15 protein-coding genes are annotated in these 14,779 nt (G+C 72.4%); 7 read left to right on the top strand and 8 right to left on the bottom strand.

What is annotated here, in order from left to right:
• The first annotated feature begins 212 nt into the window (after positions 1–212).
• Positions 213–1,694, top strand: coding sequence for a hypothetical protein (locus TCUR_RS04795; RefSeq protein WP_012851345.1), 1,482 nt, complete (start codon positions 213–215; stop codon positions 1,692–1,694).
• Here TCUR_RS04795 and TCUR_RS04790 read toward each other — a convergent pair.
• Positions 1,688–2,002 (bottom strand): hypothetical protein, encoded by a 315-nt coding sequence (locus TCUR_RS04790; protein ID WP_012851344.1) that lies wholly within the window; start codon positions 2,000–2,002, stop codon positions 1,688–1,690. The genes TCUR_RS04795 and TCUR_RS04790 overlap by 7 nt on opposite strands.
• An 83-nt stretch (positions 2,003–2,085) precedes the next feature.
• A complete protein-coding gene (gene rsmI, locus TCUR_RS04785; RefSeq protein ID WP_012851343.1) occupies positions 2,086–2,931 on the bottom strand; it encodes a 16S rRNA (cytidine(1402)-2'-O)-methyltransferase in 846 nt (281 codons plus the stop codon).
• A gap of 400 nt (positions 2,932–3,331) precedes the next feature.
• On the opposite strand from rsmI, the gene TCUR_RS04780 reads away from it, so the two are divergent.
• Positions 3,332–4,933 (top strand): dolichyl-phosphate-mannose--protein mannosyltransferase, encoded by a 1,602-nt coding sequence (locus TCUR_RS04780; protein ID WP_041439324.1) that lies wholly within the window; start codon positions 3,332–3,334, stop codon positions 4,931–4,933.
• On the opposite strand, the gene TCUR_RS04775 is transcribed toward TCUR_RS04780, so the two are convergent.
• The gene (locus TCUR_RS04775) at positions 4,930–6,168 is read right to left on the bottom strand and encodes an MFS transporter (protein WP_012851341.1); all 1,239 of its coding nucleotides are present in this window, start codon (positions 6,166–6,168) and stop codon (positions 4,930–4,932) included. The two genes, TCUR_RS04780 and TCUR_RS04775, sit on opposite strands and share 4 nt — an antisense overlap.
• 103 nt (positions 6,169–6,271) lie before the next feature.
• Between TCUR_RS04775 and TCUR_RS04770 the strand changes: the two genes are divergently transcribed.
• Complete coding sequence (locus TCUR_RS04770) at positions 6,272–7,300, top strand: magnesium transporter CorA family protein (protein ID WP_012851340.1); 1,029 nt, start codon at positions 6,272–6,274, stop codon at positions 7,298–7,300.
• 87 nt (positions 7,301–7,387) lie between these two features.
• Positions 7,388–7,660 carry a hypothetical protein gene (locus TCUR_RS04765; protein WP_012851339.1) on the top strand — a complete coding sequence of 91 codons (273 nt, stop codon included), beginning with the start codon at positions 7,388–7,390 and terminating at the stop codon, positions 7,658–7,660.
• Positions 7,661–7,717: 57 nt separating this feature from the next.
• Here TCUR_RS04765 and TCUR_RS04760 read toward each other — a convergent pair whose 3' ends face one another.
• Positions 7,718–8,608: a M48 family metalloprotease gene (locus tag TCUR_RS04760; RefSeq protein WP_012851338.1), complete on the bottom strand. Its 891-nt coding sequence runs from the start codon at positions 8,606–8,608 to the stop codon at positions 7,718–7,720.
• 549 nt (positions 8,609–9,157) lie between these two features.
• Here TCUR_RS04760 and TCUR_RS04755 point away from each other — a divergent pair.
• Together TCUR_RS04755 and TCUR_RS04750 are read left to right on the top strand one after the other, a co-directional pair.
• Positions 9,158–9,523, top strand: coding sequence for a BlaI/MecI/CopY family transcriptional regulator (locus tag TCUR_RS04755; protein WP_012851337.1), 366 nt, complete (start codon positions 9,158–9,160; stop codon positions 9,521–9,523).
• Between the two features lie 236 nt (positions 9,524–9,759).
• Positions 9,760–10,605 (top strand): ion transporter, encoded by an 846-nt coding sequence (locus TCUR_RS04750; protein WP_012851336.1) that lies wholly within the window; start codon positions 9,760–9,762, stop codon positions 10,603–10,605.
• Here TCUR_RS04750 and TCUR_RS04745 read toward each other — a convergent pair whose 3' ends face one another.
• From TCUR_RS04745 to TCUR_RS04735, 3 genes are read right to left on the bottom strand one after another with little or no spacing between them, the layout of a single operon-like run.
• Complete coding sequence (locus TCUR_RS04745; protein WP_012851335.1) at positions 10,606–11,301, bottom strand: histidine phosphatase family protein; 696 nt, start codon at positions 11,299–11,301, stop codon at positions 10,606–10,608.
• Between the two features lie 48 nt (positions 11,302–11,349).
• Positions 11,350–12,045, bottom strand: a complete 696-nt coding sequence (locus TCUR_RS04740; RefSeq protein WP_012851334.1) for a hypothetical protein — start codon at positions 12,043–12,045, stop codon at positions 11,350–11,352.
• Positions 12,042–12,230, bottom strand: a complete 189-nt coding sequence (locus TCUR_RS04735) for a hypothetical protein (protein WP_012851333.1) — start codon at positions 12,228–12,230, stop codon at positions 12,042–12,044. Before TCUR_RS04735 ends, TCUR_RS04740 begins: the two co-directional genes overlap by 4 nt.
• Before the next feature lie 335 nt (positions 12,231–12,565).
• Between TCUR_RS04735 and TCUR_RS04730 the strand changes: the two genes are divergently transcribed.
• Entirely contained in the window at positions 12,566–13,735 is a 1,170-nt protein-coding gene (locus tag TCUR_RS04730; protein ID WP_041439323.1) for a hypothetical protein, read from the top strand.
• 73 nt (positions 13,736–13,808) lie between these two features.
• Here the strand turns inward: TCUR_RS04730 and TCUR_RS04725 are convergent, their stop codons facing one another.
• Complete coding sequence (locus TCUR_RS04725) at positions 13,809–14,726, bottom strand: hydroxymethylglutaryl-CoA lyase (protein ID WP_012851331.1); 918 nt, start codon at positions 14,724–14,726, stop codon at positions 13,809–13,811.
• Between the last annotated feature and the right edge of the window lie 53 nt (positions 14,727–14,779).

The following is a 14,779-nucleotide window of genomic DNA, read 5'->3' as shown; positions in this document are numbered from 1 at the left end:
GCCGCACTCCATGATGCACGGCCCGCACCCTGCGACACGCTCTCTTCGCAATCCGAAACGCCCGTATCGTGTTGCGAAGCCGCAACGTGACGATCTCGGCCGGAGAACCCTGGGCGGCGGGGTTGGGGGACTAAGCATACGGGCACCACGGCCCAGAAAGGTTGGGGTCGGCCTTGACGGATGGGGCTGCCGGGACGAGGGGACGGACGGCCATGACGGCCGCGCCCCCCGCGACGACCGCCGGTGCGCCGGACGGGGGGCGCGCGGGTCGCCGGGGCGCCGCCCCGCTGCGGCGGCCGGCGGCGCTGATCGCCCGGCATCCGGCGTTCGCCGTGGTCCTGGGGCTGGGTGTGCTGCTGCGGCTGGTGGCGATGCTCGGCTACCGGCCGGTGATGTACTTCAACGACAGCTTCGACTACCTGCACGTGGCGGTCGAGCCCTATCCGCATCCGCTGCGGCCGGCCGGTTACTCGTTCCTGCTGCTGGTGCTCCGCCCGCTGCACAGCTTCACGCTGGTGGCCCTCGTCCAGCACCTGATGGGCCTGGCCATGGGCGTGATGATCTACGCGGTGCTGCGGCGGCGGTTCGGCCTGCCCGGCTGGGGCGCGGCGCTGGCGGCGGCCCCGGTGCTGCTGGACGCCTACCAGATCCAGCTGGAGCACCTGGTGCTGTCGGACACGCTGTTTTCGTTCCTGGTGGTCGCCGCGGTCACGCTGCTGCTGTGGCACGGGCGGCCGCCGCTGCGGATCGCCGCGGCGGTGGGGCTGCTGCTGGCGGCGGCCTGGCTGACCCGGACGGTGGGGCTGCCGGTGCTGGCCGGGGTGTGCGTGTTCATGCTGCTGCGGCGGGACGGCTGGCGGCCGCTGACGGTCATGCTGGCGGCCTGCGCGGTGCCGGCCGTGGCCTATATGAGCTGGTTCGCCTCCGCGCACGGCAAGTTCGCGATGACCGAAAGCGACGGGGTGTTCCTGTTCGCCCGCGCCTACAAGTTCGCCGACTGCCACAAGATCCCCAACCTGACCGTCGATGAGCAGCAGCTGTGCGTGCAGCCCGGCAACAAGCTGCCCAACTCCCAAGACGGCATCTGGGACCGCCGCTCCCCGCTCAAGCGGGTGGTGGACCTGCAGCGTTTCGGGCCCCGGCAGAACGAGATCGCCGGCGGTTTCTCCCGCAAGGCGATCATGGCCCAGCCGGGCGACTACCTGGCGGTGGTGGCCGGGGACTTCTTCCGGGCGTTCCGCTGGGAGCGCACGGTGTTCCCGGACCTGAAGACCTACCGGCTGTATGAGTTCGAAAAGTCGGCGGTGCCGCTGCCGGTGTGGCGGATGGACGCCGACTCCACCGCCGCCGACGTGGCGGTCGCCTATGAGGGGGGCCCGGCGCAGACTCAGGTGGTGGAGCCGTTCGCCGGAATGATCCGCTTCTACCAGGACCACTTCTATCTGCGGGGCACGATGGTGGGGGCGCTGCTGCTGGTCGGGCTGGCGGGCATGGTGCCGCTGTGGCGGCGACTGGGCGGTGCGGTGTTCTTGCCGTGGACGCTGGCGACCGGGTTGCTGCTGGCCCCGGCCGCCACCGCCGAGTTCGACTACCGGTACGTGCTGCCGGCCGTGCCGCTGGCGTCGCTGGCCGCCGCGCTGGCGTTCACCGGGCCGCTGGGGCGGGCCGGTCGGCCGCCCTCCGGCGGTCAGTAGGCGCCCATCCGGCGGAGCCGGGACACCAGCAGCTGGTCTGCGATGTCACGGCGGGCGTGGGCCGAGGCCGTCCTGCTCCAGGGGGCCGCGAACGCCTTGACGCTGTAGCCGTGGCAGCGGGGGCACATGTGGTCGCACCAGGGCGATATGCACGGCTGCCCGTCGTGCCGGTAGGCCACCGCCTCACCGCCGTGCCCGTCGGCGACGTGCCGGGCGTCATACTCTTCGGTCCAGGTCTCCAGGCATCGGGTGCATTGGTAGACCCAGCTTTCGTGGGTGGTCCACGTCTCGTGCGCCATCTTGTGCATCGCTCCCACCTCCCGGTGGTGAGCCGTCGCATCGCCGCCACTTCAATTGTGCCCCGCTCAGGGGCGCATCCGGCAGGGCCCGGTCAGTTCCGGCCGGCCACGACGGCGTCGTAGACGACCCGTTTGGGCAGGCCGTTGCGGCGGGCCACCTCGGCGATGGCGGCCTTGCGGGGGGTGCCGCCGCTTTCCAGCGCCGCGACGGCGGCGGCCAGCTCGGCCGGGTCGTCGGTGCCCTCCGGTTCGGCCGCCCCGCCGACCACCACGGTGATCTCGCCTTTGACGCCGTGGGCGGCCCAGTCGGCCAGCTCGCCCAGCGGCCCGCGCCGGACCTCCTCGTAGGTCTTGGTGAGCTCCCGGCAGACGGCGGCCGGACGGTCGGCGCCGAACGCCTCGGCCATCGCCGCCAAGGTGGCGGCCAGCCGGTGCGGGGCCTCGAAGAACACCATCGTGCGGGTCTCGCCGGCCAGGCGGTGCAGGGCGCGGCTGCGCTCGCCGGGCCGGCGCGGCAAAAAGCCCTCAAAGCAGAACCGGTCGGACGGCAGCCCGGAGACCACCAGCGCAGTGGTGACCGCCGACGGCCCCGGCAGCACGGTCACCGGCACGTCCTCGGCCACGGCGGCGGCGACCAGCCGGTACCCGGGGTCGGACACCCCGGGCATGCCCGCGTCCGTCACCACCAGCACATCGTGGCCGGCCAGCAGCTCGGCGATCAGCTCGCCGGTGCGGGCGCGCTCGTTGTGGTCGTAGTAGGACACCACCTTGGCCCGCAGCTCCACCTGCAACTCGGCGGCCAGGCGCCGCAGCCTGCGGGTGTCCTCGGCGGCGATGATCTCGGCGTCGGCCAGCGCCCGGCGCAGCCTCGCCGAGGCGTCCTCCACCCGCCCGATCGGCGCGGCGGCCAACGTCAGCGTTCCGGTTTCCTGCGACACTCATCGAGCCTATTGGCCCGGCCGTGCTCCGGCGGGCCGCATCTTTCCGGGATCGTTTCTCGGCGATGGACGGCGCCGGGGTAGGCAGGGGCCGGGAGCCGGCGCGGTGGCGCCTCCAGCGGCGCATTTCAGGGCCTGGCCGGAAGGCGGGGGTGACATGGATGCGCTTTGGCGTTCCAGGAACGCCATTCCCGGCGCGCCCGCCGGTGTTCCGGGCCGGCACGGGCGCATGGGACGCGCATGCGATCCCCAAGGGGCGCATGGTGCGTATTTCCAATGCCGGGACAGCCGGGGTTTCGGCCACTGCGACCGGCAATGACCACCATCGCCCCGGCTGGCCGGATCAGGCCGGTTGATGATCTCGCGTAGAGCTCAGGGAGGACCCCCATACGATGGCGGGATGGCGATGACGGAGATCAAGCCGGCGACGGACTCGGCGCAACACCGCCGCCCGCCGTCATTGCGGGACTGGCTGGCGCCACCGGTTCCCGGCGGCGCGCTGTGGGGATGGGCCGGTCCGCTGCTGGTCACGCTGCTGGCCGGGTTCTTGCGGTTCCACCGGCTGTCCACGCCCGACGCCGTGGTCTTCGACGAGACCTACTACGCCAAGGACTCGCTGGCGCTGCTGGAGTTCGGCTGGGAGCACAACTCCGTCAAAGACGCCGACAAACTCCTGATCGAGCAGGACAGCACCGACGGCATCTGGGCGGAAGGGGCGGCCTTCATCGCCCACCCCCCGGCCGGCAAATGGATGATCGCGATCGGCGAGTGGCTGTTCGGCGCCACCCCGTTCGGCTGGCGGTTCATGCCCGCGCTGATCGGGACGCTGTCGGTGCTGATCCTGTGCCGGGTGGGCCGCCGGATGACCGGTTCGACCCTGCTGGGCTGCGCGGCCGGGCTGCTGCTGGCGGTGGACGGGCTGGCGTTCGTCACCAGCCGCACCGCGCTGCTGGACATCTTCGTGATGTTCTGGATCCTGGCCGCCTTCGCCTGCCTGCTCATCGACCGGGACCTGGCCCGGCGGCGCCTGGCCGACAAGGTCGAGCAAAGCGGCGGCGCCGGGCTGGGGCCGTTCGTCATGCACTGGTGGCGGATCCCGGCCGGCATCTGCCTGGGCATGGCCTGCGCCACCAAATGGACCGGCCTGTACTACGCCGCCGCCTTCGGGATCATGGTGGTGCTGTGGGACGCGGGCGCCCGCAAGGCCGCTCGCGTCCAGCGCCCGCACGCCGGGGCGCTGCTGCTGGAGTCCGTGCCGGCGTTCGTGTCGCTGATCGTGGTGGGCGCGCTGACCTACCTGGCCACCTGGTGGGGGTGGATCTTCCGGCCGGGCGGCTGGGGCCGCGGCGAGGTCGCCGCCAACGTGCTGGCGCGTCCGTTCGAGGCGCTGCCGGACCTGCTCGCCTACCACAAGGCCATCTTGGACTTCCACAGCGGGCTGGAGACCCCGCACACCTACCAGTCGTGGCCGTGGGACTGGCCGATCCTGCGCCGTCCGGTGGCGTTCTACTACACCGAGCCCAAGACCGGCTGCGAGGCCGCCCGCTGCTCCCAGGAGATCTTGGGCATCGGCACGCCGGCGTTCTGGTGGGGGGCGCTGGTGGCGCTCATCGTGCTGGTGGGCGTGTGGCTGCTGCGGCGCGACTGGCGGGCCGGGGCGGTTTTGGCGGGCTTCCTGGCCGGGTGGCTGCCGTGGTTCATCCCGGCCTTCGGCAACCGCACGATGTTCCTGTTCTACGCCACCCCGCTGCTGCCGTTCATGGCGCTGGCCCTGGCGCTGGCGCTGGGCATGCTGATCGGCCCGGCCCGTCAGGAGACCCTGGATCCGGCCGGTGATCCCCTCGCGGCGCCGGGCAGCCGGCGGGTGCTGGGATCGGCGCTCGCGGGCGCCTACCTGCTGGTGGTGCTGGCCAACTTCGCCTACCTCTATCCGCTGCTGGCGGCCGAGACGATCCCGTATGAGGACTGGCACGCCCGGATCTGGTTCAACTCCTGGATTTAAAGGCCGTTCAGCTCTTCTTCCCGGCGCCTGGCCGGAGCGTCCCGGCCGCCGGACGCCGGGGCGGGCGGGACGGGACGCAAAGTGCGGCGGCCCGCCAGGCACACCGCCAGGGCCAGCAGGCCGCCCGCACCGGCTCCGGCGAAGGCGCCGGGGACGCCGGCCAGGTCCTGCCCGAACCCGGCGACCGCCGAGCCGGCGGCCGCGCCCACCCCGATCGCCGCCACGATCCAGGCGAACGCCTCGGTGACCGTGCCGCGCGGGGCCAGCCGGTCGACCAGGGTGAAACTGCAGGCCAGCGTGGGAGCCAGGAAGATGCCGCTGAGGAAGGCCAACGGCAGCATGACCGGCGGCGCCGGGGCCGAAGCGAGCGGCAGATAGCCCACGGCCAGGGCCCCGAGCAGGTAGGGCAGACGCCGGTGGTCCTCCCCCGGCCACGGCCGCGTCCCGTACACCAGGCCGCCGGTCAGCGCACCGGCCGACATCGCCGCCAGCAGCATCCCCGACAGCGCGTCGCGGCCGAACCGTTCGGCGTAGGCGACCACCGCCACGCTGTAGACGCCCAGCGCGATCCCCGCGCAGCCCAGCGCCGTCAGCAGGGTCCGCATGCCCGCCGAACGCAGCGGCCCGGCCCAGTCGGCGGCCCGCGGCTCGCCCCGCCACCGGCGCGAGGGCGGTGAGGAGGCCACGACCAGCGTCCCGGCGACGCCCAGCGCCCCGGTGAGCCACAGCGCCGCCTCGGTGGACAGCGCGGCGGCGGCCACCACGATCAGCGGCCCGGCGGTGAAGAGCACCTCCTGGGAGGCGGCGTCCAGCGCGTAGGCGGCCCGGACGTGGGCGGGCCCGGGCAGCACGGCCGGCCACAGCGCGCGCAGCCCGGCCTCCAGGGGCGGGGTGGCGAACCCGGCCAGCACGACCGCCGCCACCGCCGCGGCCGGCGGATCGGCGCCCACCGCCGCCAGCAGCACGAACCCGGCCGCCGCCGCCCAGGCGCTCCCCAGCAGCACCCACGGCTGGCCGAACCGGTCCATGGCACGGCCGAGGACGGGCTGACCGGCCGCCGTGGCCAGCCCGTAGACCGCCGCCAGCGCCCCGGCCAGCGGGTAGCTGCCGCCCTCGGCGCGCACATGCAGCACGATCGCCAGCGCGCCCATGCCGTTGGGCAGCCGTCCCAGCAGCGTCCCGCCCAGCAGCCGGGCGGCGTGCGGCAGCCGCAGCAGCGCCACGTAGGCACGCACCGTGCAGCCTCCTTGAGTCCGGTCGGTCATACGTATCACCGATGGGGACGGCCGCTCCACTCCGTTTCCGTCCGTCCCGGCGGCCGGCGGGAAAGAACCGACCATGACCCGGCGTCCTTGCGAGGTGGACCCCAGCGCCCACCCCCACAACCGGATCGGCACGCACCCGCCGCGCACCCGGGCCTGGCGGGACGGCCGGGTGGTGGCCGAGGGCTTCCCGGTCGCCGACCTCGCCGGCCGGCTGGCCGACGCCGACACCGTGGTGTGGGTGGACCTGTGCGGGCCCGGCCGGGAAGGGCTGCAGGTGCTCGGGGACGAGCTGGGCCTGCACGGCCTGGCCGTGGAGGACGCCGCCACCCGCCAGGAGCGGACCAAGCTGGACCGCTACGACGGCTACCTGTTCCTCAACGCCTACGCCGCCGGGCTGCGCGCGGGCAGGCTGGAGCTGCACGAGGTCTCGGCGTTCCTGACCGGCCGGGCGCTGATCACCGTCCGGCACGACACCGGGTTCGACGTCGATGCGCTGATCGCCCGCTGGGACGAGGCGGCGCCGCCGGACGGCCACGGGGTGACGTACCTGCTGTACGGGCTGCTGGACCTGCTGGTGGACGGGCATTTGGCGACCGTCATGGCGCTCGATGAGCAGACCGGCGACCTGGAGGAGCTGGTCTTCGACGAGTCCGCCTCGGTGCGCGACATCCAGCAGCGCAGTTTCCTGCTGCGCAAGAACCTGCTGCGGCTGCGCCGGGCGATGCTGCCCATGGAGGGGATCGTCGCCACGTTGATGCGCCGCGACCTGGAGCTGGTCCCACCTCAGCTGCGGCCCTACTTCCATGACGTCTACGACCATGCCGTGCACGCCGCCGAGCGGGCCGACAGCGTCCGGGAGCTGATCGCCGACCTGCTGGAGACCCGGCTGGCCCTGCAGAGCAACCGGCTCAACGAGGTGATGAAGAAGATCACTTCCTGGGCCGCCATCGTCGCGGTGCCCACCGCCGTGACCGGTTTCTACGGCCAGAACGTGCCCTACCCCGGTTACTTGGAGCTTTCCGGTTTCATCACCAGTTCCCTCATCATGATCGCCGTCAGTGTCGTGCTGTACGTCATGTTCAAGTGGCGGGACTGGCTATGAGGGGCGGACGCGGCCCCGCCCGTTCGGCGATGTACCTCCGCGCCGATTCGTCAGGCGAATGTCGGACGACTCGGGTAGAAAATTCACATGCCGCACGTGCCGCCGATCGTCCATTCCCGAACCGCCAACGGCCCCGCCTATCTGCTGGCCTGGATACGGTCCCCGGAGGGGGCGTGGGAGGCCGACATCGCCTGGCTGGAGGTCGAGGGGGAAAGCCGGCAGGGCCGCACCGCCCATGTTCCGGCCGAGGACATCACCAAGATCGACGGTCAGGATTACTCCCGGGTCCCCCGCCGCGCCGGCAAAGGCCGCGGCGGGGAGACCGTTCGGCCGGAAACCGCCGAGGATCAACGGCCCTGAAAAGCGCCCCGGGCAAAGGGCCGGTTGCGTTTTTGCGCGTTCCCAAAAGCCCGCCCCCTATAGGTAGGGCAGGGTGAGGCCGAAGAAGCGATCCAGTTGCCAGGCCAGCGACGCCAGGCAGCCGGTGGTCAGGCCGGCGCCGGTGAGGCTGAGGGGGCCGGTGATGGTGTTCCTGCCCGGTGCGGCCTCCAGCAGCGCCTGCACGCGTTCGACGACTCCGGACTCGGTGAAGGCGGGCATGCCGGGCGGGGCGGCGTCCGCCGCCGAGCGGGCCAGGGCGACGCGGGCGATGGTGCGGGCGACCAGGGCGCGGTCGCCGACGGCCTCGGCGGCGTCCTCATCGGCCCAGCGTTCCAGGGCGAAGCGCAGCCGGGAGTTCAAGCGCCGCAGCGGCGGCAGGATGGTCGCGGCCAGCTCCCCCAGGGCGAGGTAGCGGTGGTGATGGTGGCGCAGGTGGGAGGCCTCGTGCTGGAAGACCGCCGCCAGCTGGGCCCGGTCGAGGATGCGCAGCAGCCCCCGGGAGACCAGCACGCCGCCGCGGCGCCGGCCGGGAACCGCCAGCGCCAGCGGGGCGTCGCAGTCCAGCACCTGCCGGCAGGACCGCTGGGCCTGGCGGATCTGCCGGCTCCAGCCGACCGCCAGCCGGACGATGAGGAAGGCGACCAGGCAGGTCAAGACGACGGCGGGGACGCCGATGGCGTCCGGCACCGGCCGGTCGTCGCCGAACAGCGCCCACTCGGGCACCCGTTCGGCGGCGCGGGGGAAGATGCCGGCGGCGTAGTTGACGGTGATGAACACCAGGGTGCCGACGGCGGTGACGGTGGCGGCGGCCGCGATGGTGGCCAGCGTGCGCGCCGCCCAGTGCGGATGCAGCGGCAGCGGTGCCGCGCCGAACGCGACGCCCACCGCCAGCACCAAGGCCATGGGCAGGAGAGTCAGCCAGCTCACCGCACGTCTCCGGCCTCGGATCGGTTCGCCATCTCGCGCAAAGCCTCCCCCTCGTCCCATCTCCTCCGCAGGATGAGGAGATCCCCCGCCGTCAGGCGTGGGGAGGAAGTCAGGACCTCTGCCACAGGCCGCCGTGCACGGCCCCCATCATAGGACCGGCCCCGGGGCCCGGCCGGTTCCCAAGCGCGCCGTATCCGCCCTGTTCAACCGGTGGGTGTGACGGGCGGGGAGCGGCCGGTGGCGGGGCCGGGCCGCGGTTTCAGACGTCCAGGGCGCCTGCCGCTTTCGAAAGAGCGCTTCCGGACGCGCAGAAGCCTCGCTCCGTCGCCTCCCCGGTGAAGGTGACACGATCGGCAAGACCGTTAGGCTGATCAGTGAACCCTTTTCAACACCCGTCCTTCGCAAGCCGAGGAGGGGCTCCGGCGAGGCCCATCGCAGCCAGCGGCACCGTCCTGGACGGCGGTGCCCCGTCCCGGCCCACGGGGGACGGCATGTTGCGAAGGGTTCAGTGGATGGCGTTCACCATGTGAGCTCGTGAGGCCGGGAATCGTGGCGCGTAGACCCCTGGGACAGCTGGAGGCCGAGGTCTTGGCCGCGCTGGCGGCCCTGAAGCGTCCCGCCGGGGCCGCGGAGCTGCGGGCCCGGCTGGCCGGGCAGCCCGCCCACACCACGGTCAACACCATCTTGTCCCGGCTGCACGACAAGAAGCTCGTCACCCGGATCCGTGACGGGCGCCGCTATCTGTACCGGCTGGCGGTGGACGAGTCCCGCCTGGTGGCCGGCCGCATGTACGACCATCTGCGGTACGCCAACGATCCGCGCAGCGTGCTGAGCCAGTTCGTGCAGACCCTCAGCCCCGACGAGGAGCAGGCGCTGCGCCAGATCCTCGATTCCTTGGACCGGGACTCCTCGTAACGGCGGATCGGGACGTGTGCCTCCCGGCCGATCTGCTACAAGAGTCGTAGCAAATATCGCCCTTAAGTCCCGTTCCGATGTCGATTACCTGCGGGCGGCCCGAGGACCGGCGGATGCGGTGATCGGTGCACCGGCGGGCTGAAGGGACGAGCGCCGACCATGCCGGTGTTCGGTGGGGCCTTTCGGACACCGGCCGCATCGCCTCGAGCGGCCAGCGAGCGGGGGGAACCGACCAGATGCCGATCGCCAAACGCCACGGCGGCGTGCGCGGCGTGGTGGAGTCTCAGATCACCCAGCGGGTGATCATCGCGGTGATCCTCATCAACGCCGCGGCCCTGGGCCTGGAGACCGTCCCGCAGGTGGCGGCGCACCACGGCCCGCTGCTGCAGGCCATCGACCGGATCGCGCTGGCGATCTTCGTGATCGAGCTGGCGGCCAAGGCCTGCGCCTACCGCACCGGCTTCGTCCGCGACCCGTGGAACCTGTTCGACGCCGCGATCGTGGGGATCTCCCTGGTGCCGCACTCGGCCGGCCTGTCGGTGCTGCGGGCGCTGCGCATCCTGCGGGCGCTGCGGCTGATCTCGACGGTGCCGAGCATGCGCCGCGTGGTGTCGGCGCTGCTGTCGGCGATCCCCGGCATGGCCTCCATAGCCGCCCTGCTCATGCTGGTGCTGTACGTCGCCGCGGTCATGGCCGCCAAGCTCTACGGCGCCACCAACCCCGAGTACTTCGGCGACCTGGGCTCCTCCCTGTTCACGCTGTTCCAGGTCATGACCGGGGAGTCGTGGTCGAACGTGGCCCGCGCCGTGATGGACCACCACCCCTGGGCGTGGCTCTTCTTCGTCGGTTTCATCCTGGTGTGCACGTTCGTCGTGCTGAACCTGTTCATAGCGGTGGTCGTCCGGGCCATGGAGGAGGGCGAGGCCGCCGCCTCCCAACGGGCGGCCCACCCGGACAAGGCCTCCCAGGCGGACATCACCCTGCTGCTCGCCGAGATCTCCGCATTGCGCGCGGAGATCCAGGCCCTGCGCAAAACCCACGGCATCCCAGAAGAGGACCGCTCGGGGCAGTCGGTCTCATAGCTAATCCAGGATCGTGGTGGAAGCCGAGTGCTGGGTGGCGATGGGGGTTCCCGCCAAGTGCATCATTTCGCCGCCGACGATGCGGAATCCATGCGGGCCGCTGGGGCGCCACAGTTCGATGATGGCGCAGTTGGGGATGTCGCAGACCCCGTGGAAGTGGTGGAAGGCGCGCATGTCCGCCTCGCCGGGGTCGGTGACGCCGGTGAACAGCGACCAGACCACGGCCTTCATGAACAGGCCGTGCGTGAACACCGCGATCAGTCCGTCCTCGGGGCGGCCGGCGAGCCGGTCGAGGAAGGAGCGGACGCGGGTGATGAGCGCTTTGAAGGATTCACCTCCGCCGTTGACATAAGAAGGGTCGCAGCGCTTCCAATACGCTTCGGCGAAAGGCCGGCGTTGCTCCGTCGTGGTCTGCAGGGCATGGAACTGGCCCAGGTATGTGAATTCCTCGACGGGCCACTCCTCATAGGGCGCGTGCGGAAACCGCTCGATGGTCGCCTCGGCGGTCTGCCGTGCCCGGACGAACGATGAGCTGACCACCAGGGCGGGCGGTGCGCTGAAAGCCTCGGCCACCCGTGCCGCCTGCCGCCGTCCGAGCTCTGTGAGGGGGGAGGCGCCCGGCCCGTTCGTCGGCAGCCCGGCGTTCGATTCGCTTTGCCCATGCCGGATCAGCCACACCCGTCGCACCTTGGTCATGGCCACAGGCTGGCATGCGGGCACGGCCCGCCGAAAGGCCGGGCCGGCTCAGCCGGCGGGCCGGAAGGCCGGCGGCAGCCACAGCCAGCCGCGGGTCCGGGTCCGCTTGTGCCGCAGTTCCAGCGGCCGGTAGGCGTCCGGGTTGAACAGGCCGCCCCGGGCGCGGGTGTCGGCATAGAGCGGATCGGACACGATCATGCCCATGTCGGCGTCGCAGGCGTCCAGCGCCCGTTTGAACGCCGCCGCCTCCAGCATCCGGAACAGGTGGATGAGGTCGTGCCCCAGCAGGCCCCGGCCGTCGTGGCGGACCCGGCCGGTGTGCACGGCCACCCGCAGCCGCAGCCGGCCGGCCCGGCTGGCGAGCCGGTTGGACCGCCGCAGCAGGGCGGTCATGTGGTGGGCGAACGGGTCGAGCAGGTAGGCGGGGTCCACCTGGGCGGGCGCGACGATGACCGCGCCGTCGCCGCGGTCTTCCAGGTAGCACTCCTGCCAGGGCACCTGGGTCAGGGCGAAGGACTCGGCCAGGTGCTCATACAGCGTGCGCCGCAGGTGGGCTTGGGCGTCGCCGTCGCGCATGGGGTCGCCGAAGGCGGCGATGTCGACGGCCATGAGCGGAACGGCCACGGCCAGGGGCGAGGTGATCCAGGTGACGGGTTCCGCCGGGGCGGCCGTCCAGGCGGGCGCAGGGTCCGGCGGGCGCACGGTCTGCAGAACGGGCGGCTGGTCGTGCCGGGAGATGCTCATGGGCGGGCAACCTCTTCGAAGACGGGGTCGGACCAAAAGTCGATCAGCTCGCGTTCGTGCCACTGCCGCGGCGGCACGTCGGTTCGAAGGGCGCGGCCGGTGGTCAGGGCCCACAGCACCGCCAGGGTGTAGGCGATGAGGTCGTCATCGCTTCGGGGATGCCACGGCCAGGGGTCGTCGGGCATCGTCTCCCCGCCCGGGGAATCGGCCGAGGGGCTCGGCGGGTGGCATGGCGCAGATCCCGGCGACGGCCGGGTCAACGTCGTCATGGGGTGACTATGGCCCCCGCGGCCGGCCGCCGGGCCGGTTTTCGCCGGACCCGGATCCCTTGGGCGTGCCGCGGCCGCCGGCGGACGGTCCCGGATGCCGGCGGATGCGTCCGGATGGCATCGGAGGGGGCCGGCCGCGGCGTCCATCGGAGCTTTTTCAGCGGGCCGTTCTGCTCCCCGACCGATTCCGTGTGTGTGATATCTGGCAGAACGGCCGCGGCGGCGGTGGGAGCATGTGCCCACCGCATCGTGTGGACACCTACCGGAGAGCGATCGGGCTGGCCATGCCGGACGACCTTCGCGCCCTTGCCGCGCTGCACGACTTCATCGCCGACCTGCGCACCGCGTTCGAGCTGGCCGGGCCGCCCACGTATGAGCGGCTGGAGACGCTGTCGCGCCGCTACCAGAACGCCGATCGCGACGGCGGGCCCCGCATTCTGCCGCTGGCGCACTCGACCACCCACGACTATCTGAGCGGCAAGCGGCACAGGCTGCCGCCCTGGCCGTGGGTGATGTCGTTCGTGCTGGTGCTGCGGGACGCGGCGGTGGAGAACGCCCTCGATCCGGAGGCCATCGGAACGCCGGCCCAGTGGCACACCAAATACCGGGCCGTCCGCGCGGCCCTCGCCCAGAGCAGACCGCCCCGGCCGCCGCTGTCCGCCCCCGTCCCGGCGGACTGGCGGGCCGAGCCGGCGGATCCCCACGCGGGCGACCCGGATCCGGGACGACACACCTTGCAAGAAAGCCGGCCGGGCCCCAAGGTTCCCGCCTCTGTCACCGATGAGGTCGATCGTCCGTCCACCGGAACGCTCCCCCGAGCCTCCGGCCCCGATGAGTCCTCCGGTGCGGGGAGCGAGCCGCCGCCCGAGCCGACGATCATGCGGCGTCGCTACGCGGAGGCCTTCGGGCGCACCGGCATGCGGCTGCTGCGCCAGGCCGAAGGCGATGAGGGCGAACGACAGGGGGTTCCCGCCTACCGCCTGGCCGCGCTGCTGGCCTGCGCGGACCGTCCCGCCGAAGCGCTGTACTGGCTGCGCCGCGCCGCCCGTGCCGGCCACGGCCGGGCCGCCGAGCTGGCCGCCGCCTGGGATCCCGCCGCCGCGCCGGCCTTTCCCTACTGGCAGGGCGCCGAGATCGCCTACCAGATCGGCCTGGAGTACGACCGGGAGGGCCTGCCCTTTTCGGCGGCGGTGTTCTACCGGGGCGCCGCGGGTCTCGGGCATGCCGACGCGGCCTACCGGTATGGCCTGCACTGTCTGCGCATCGGCAGGCTTCGCGACGCCGCGGCCTGGCTGGACCGCGCCGACCGCAACGGCCATCCCCAAGCCGGGCAGCAGCTGCTCCTGCATGCCCTCGGCGGGTCATCGGACGGGTCGCCGAGCGGGGTCTGCGAGCACCTGCCCTCGACGGCACCGCAGTAGCCGCACCGCCCCGGGGGTCTTCTCCTTCAAAAAAGCGCCGTCCGTTCGGCGGGGCCCGGCGCAAGAGCCCGTCTCAGGCGGCGGCGTCGCCGGTGGGGAATCCACCGGCGTGAAGCACCATCGCCGGCAGCGGGCGGCCGATCTGCTCCTGCAGCCACCGGCCGGCCTCCCGCAGCGCGGCGGTGTCGAGGCCGTGGTCGATCCCCGACCGTTCCAGGGCGTAGGCGAGGTCCTCGGTGGCGATGTTGCCGGTGGCGCGGGGGGCGAACGGGCAGCCGCCGATCCCGCCGAGGCTGGCGTCCAGCACGCCCACCCCGGCGTCGATCGCGGCGAGCGCGTTGGCGATGCCGCAGTTGCGGGTGTTGTGGAAGTGGGCGCGCAGCGCCGTCCCCTCCGGCAGCAGGTCGCGGACGGCCTCGACCCTGGCCGCCACGTCCCGGGGCACGGCGACCCCGATGGTGTCGGCCAGGGACAGTTCCGCCGGCGGCCGCTCCTGCAGGACCTGCTCGGCGACGGAGCGCACCGCCTCCACCGGGACCTCGCCTTCGAAGGGGCAGCCGAACGCCACCGCGAGGGTGACGTTCGCCCTGATGCCGGCCGCCTCGGCATCGCGCGCGATCCGCCGCCAGATGCCGATCCCCCCGGCGATGTCGGTGCCCTGGTTGCGCCGGCTGAAGGTGTCGGTGCAGTGCACCACCACGTTCACCTCGGTGATCCCGGCCGCCAGCGCGCGGGACAGGCCGCGTTCGTTCAAGATGAGCGCGCTGTAGGTGACCCCGTCTGCGGGGGGCAGCATGGCGACGAGGTCTTCGGCGTCGGCCATCGCGGGCACCTTCGCCGGGTGCACGAAGCTGGTGACCTCGATATTGCGGGCCCCGAAACGCACCGCGTGTTCCACGAGCCGCCGTTTCTGCTCGGTGGTCAGCCGGGTCGGCTCGTTCTGCAGGCCGTCGCGCGGCGCCACCTCCACGATGCGGACCGGTGCCGTCATCGTTCACCTCCCTGATCGTCGCCGCCGAACCCCTCGTGCGGCGCCGGCGGCCG

The organism is Thermomonospora curvata DSM 43183, from assembly GCF_000024385.1.
In the GTDB taxonomy this organism is placed as follows: domain Bacteria; phylum Actinomycetota; class Actinomycetes; order Streptosporangiales; family Streptosporangiaceae; genus Thermomonospora; species Thermomonospora curvata.
The sequence above is the reverse complement of the archived record's forward strand: the minus strand, read 5'-3'. Positions and strand labels throughout refer to the sequence as shown.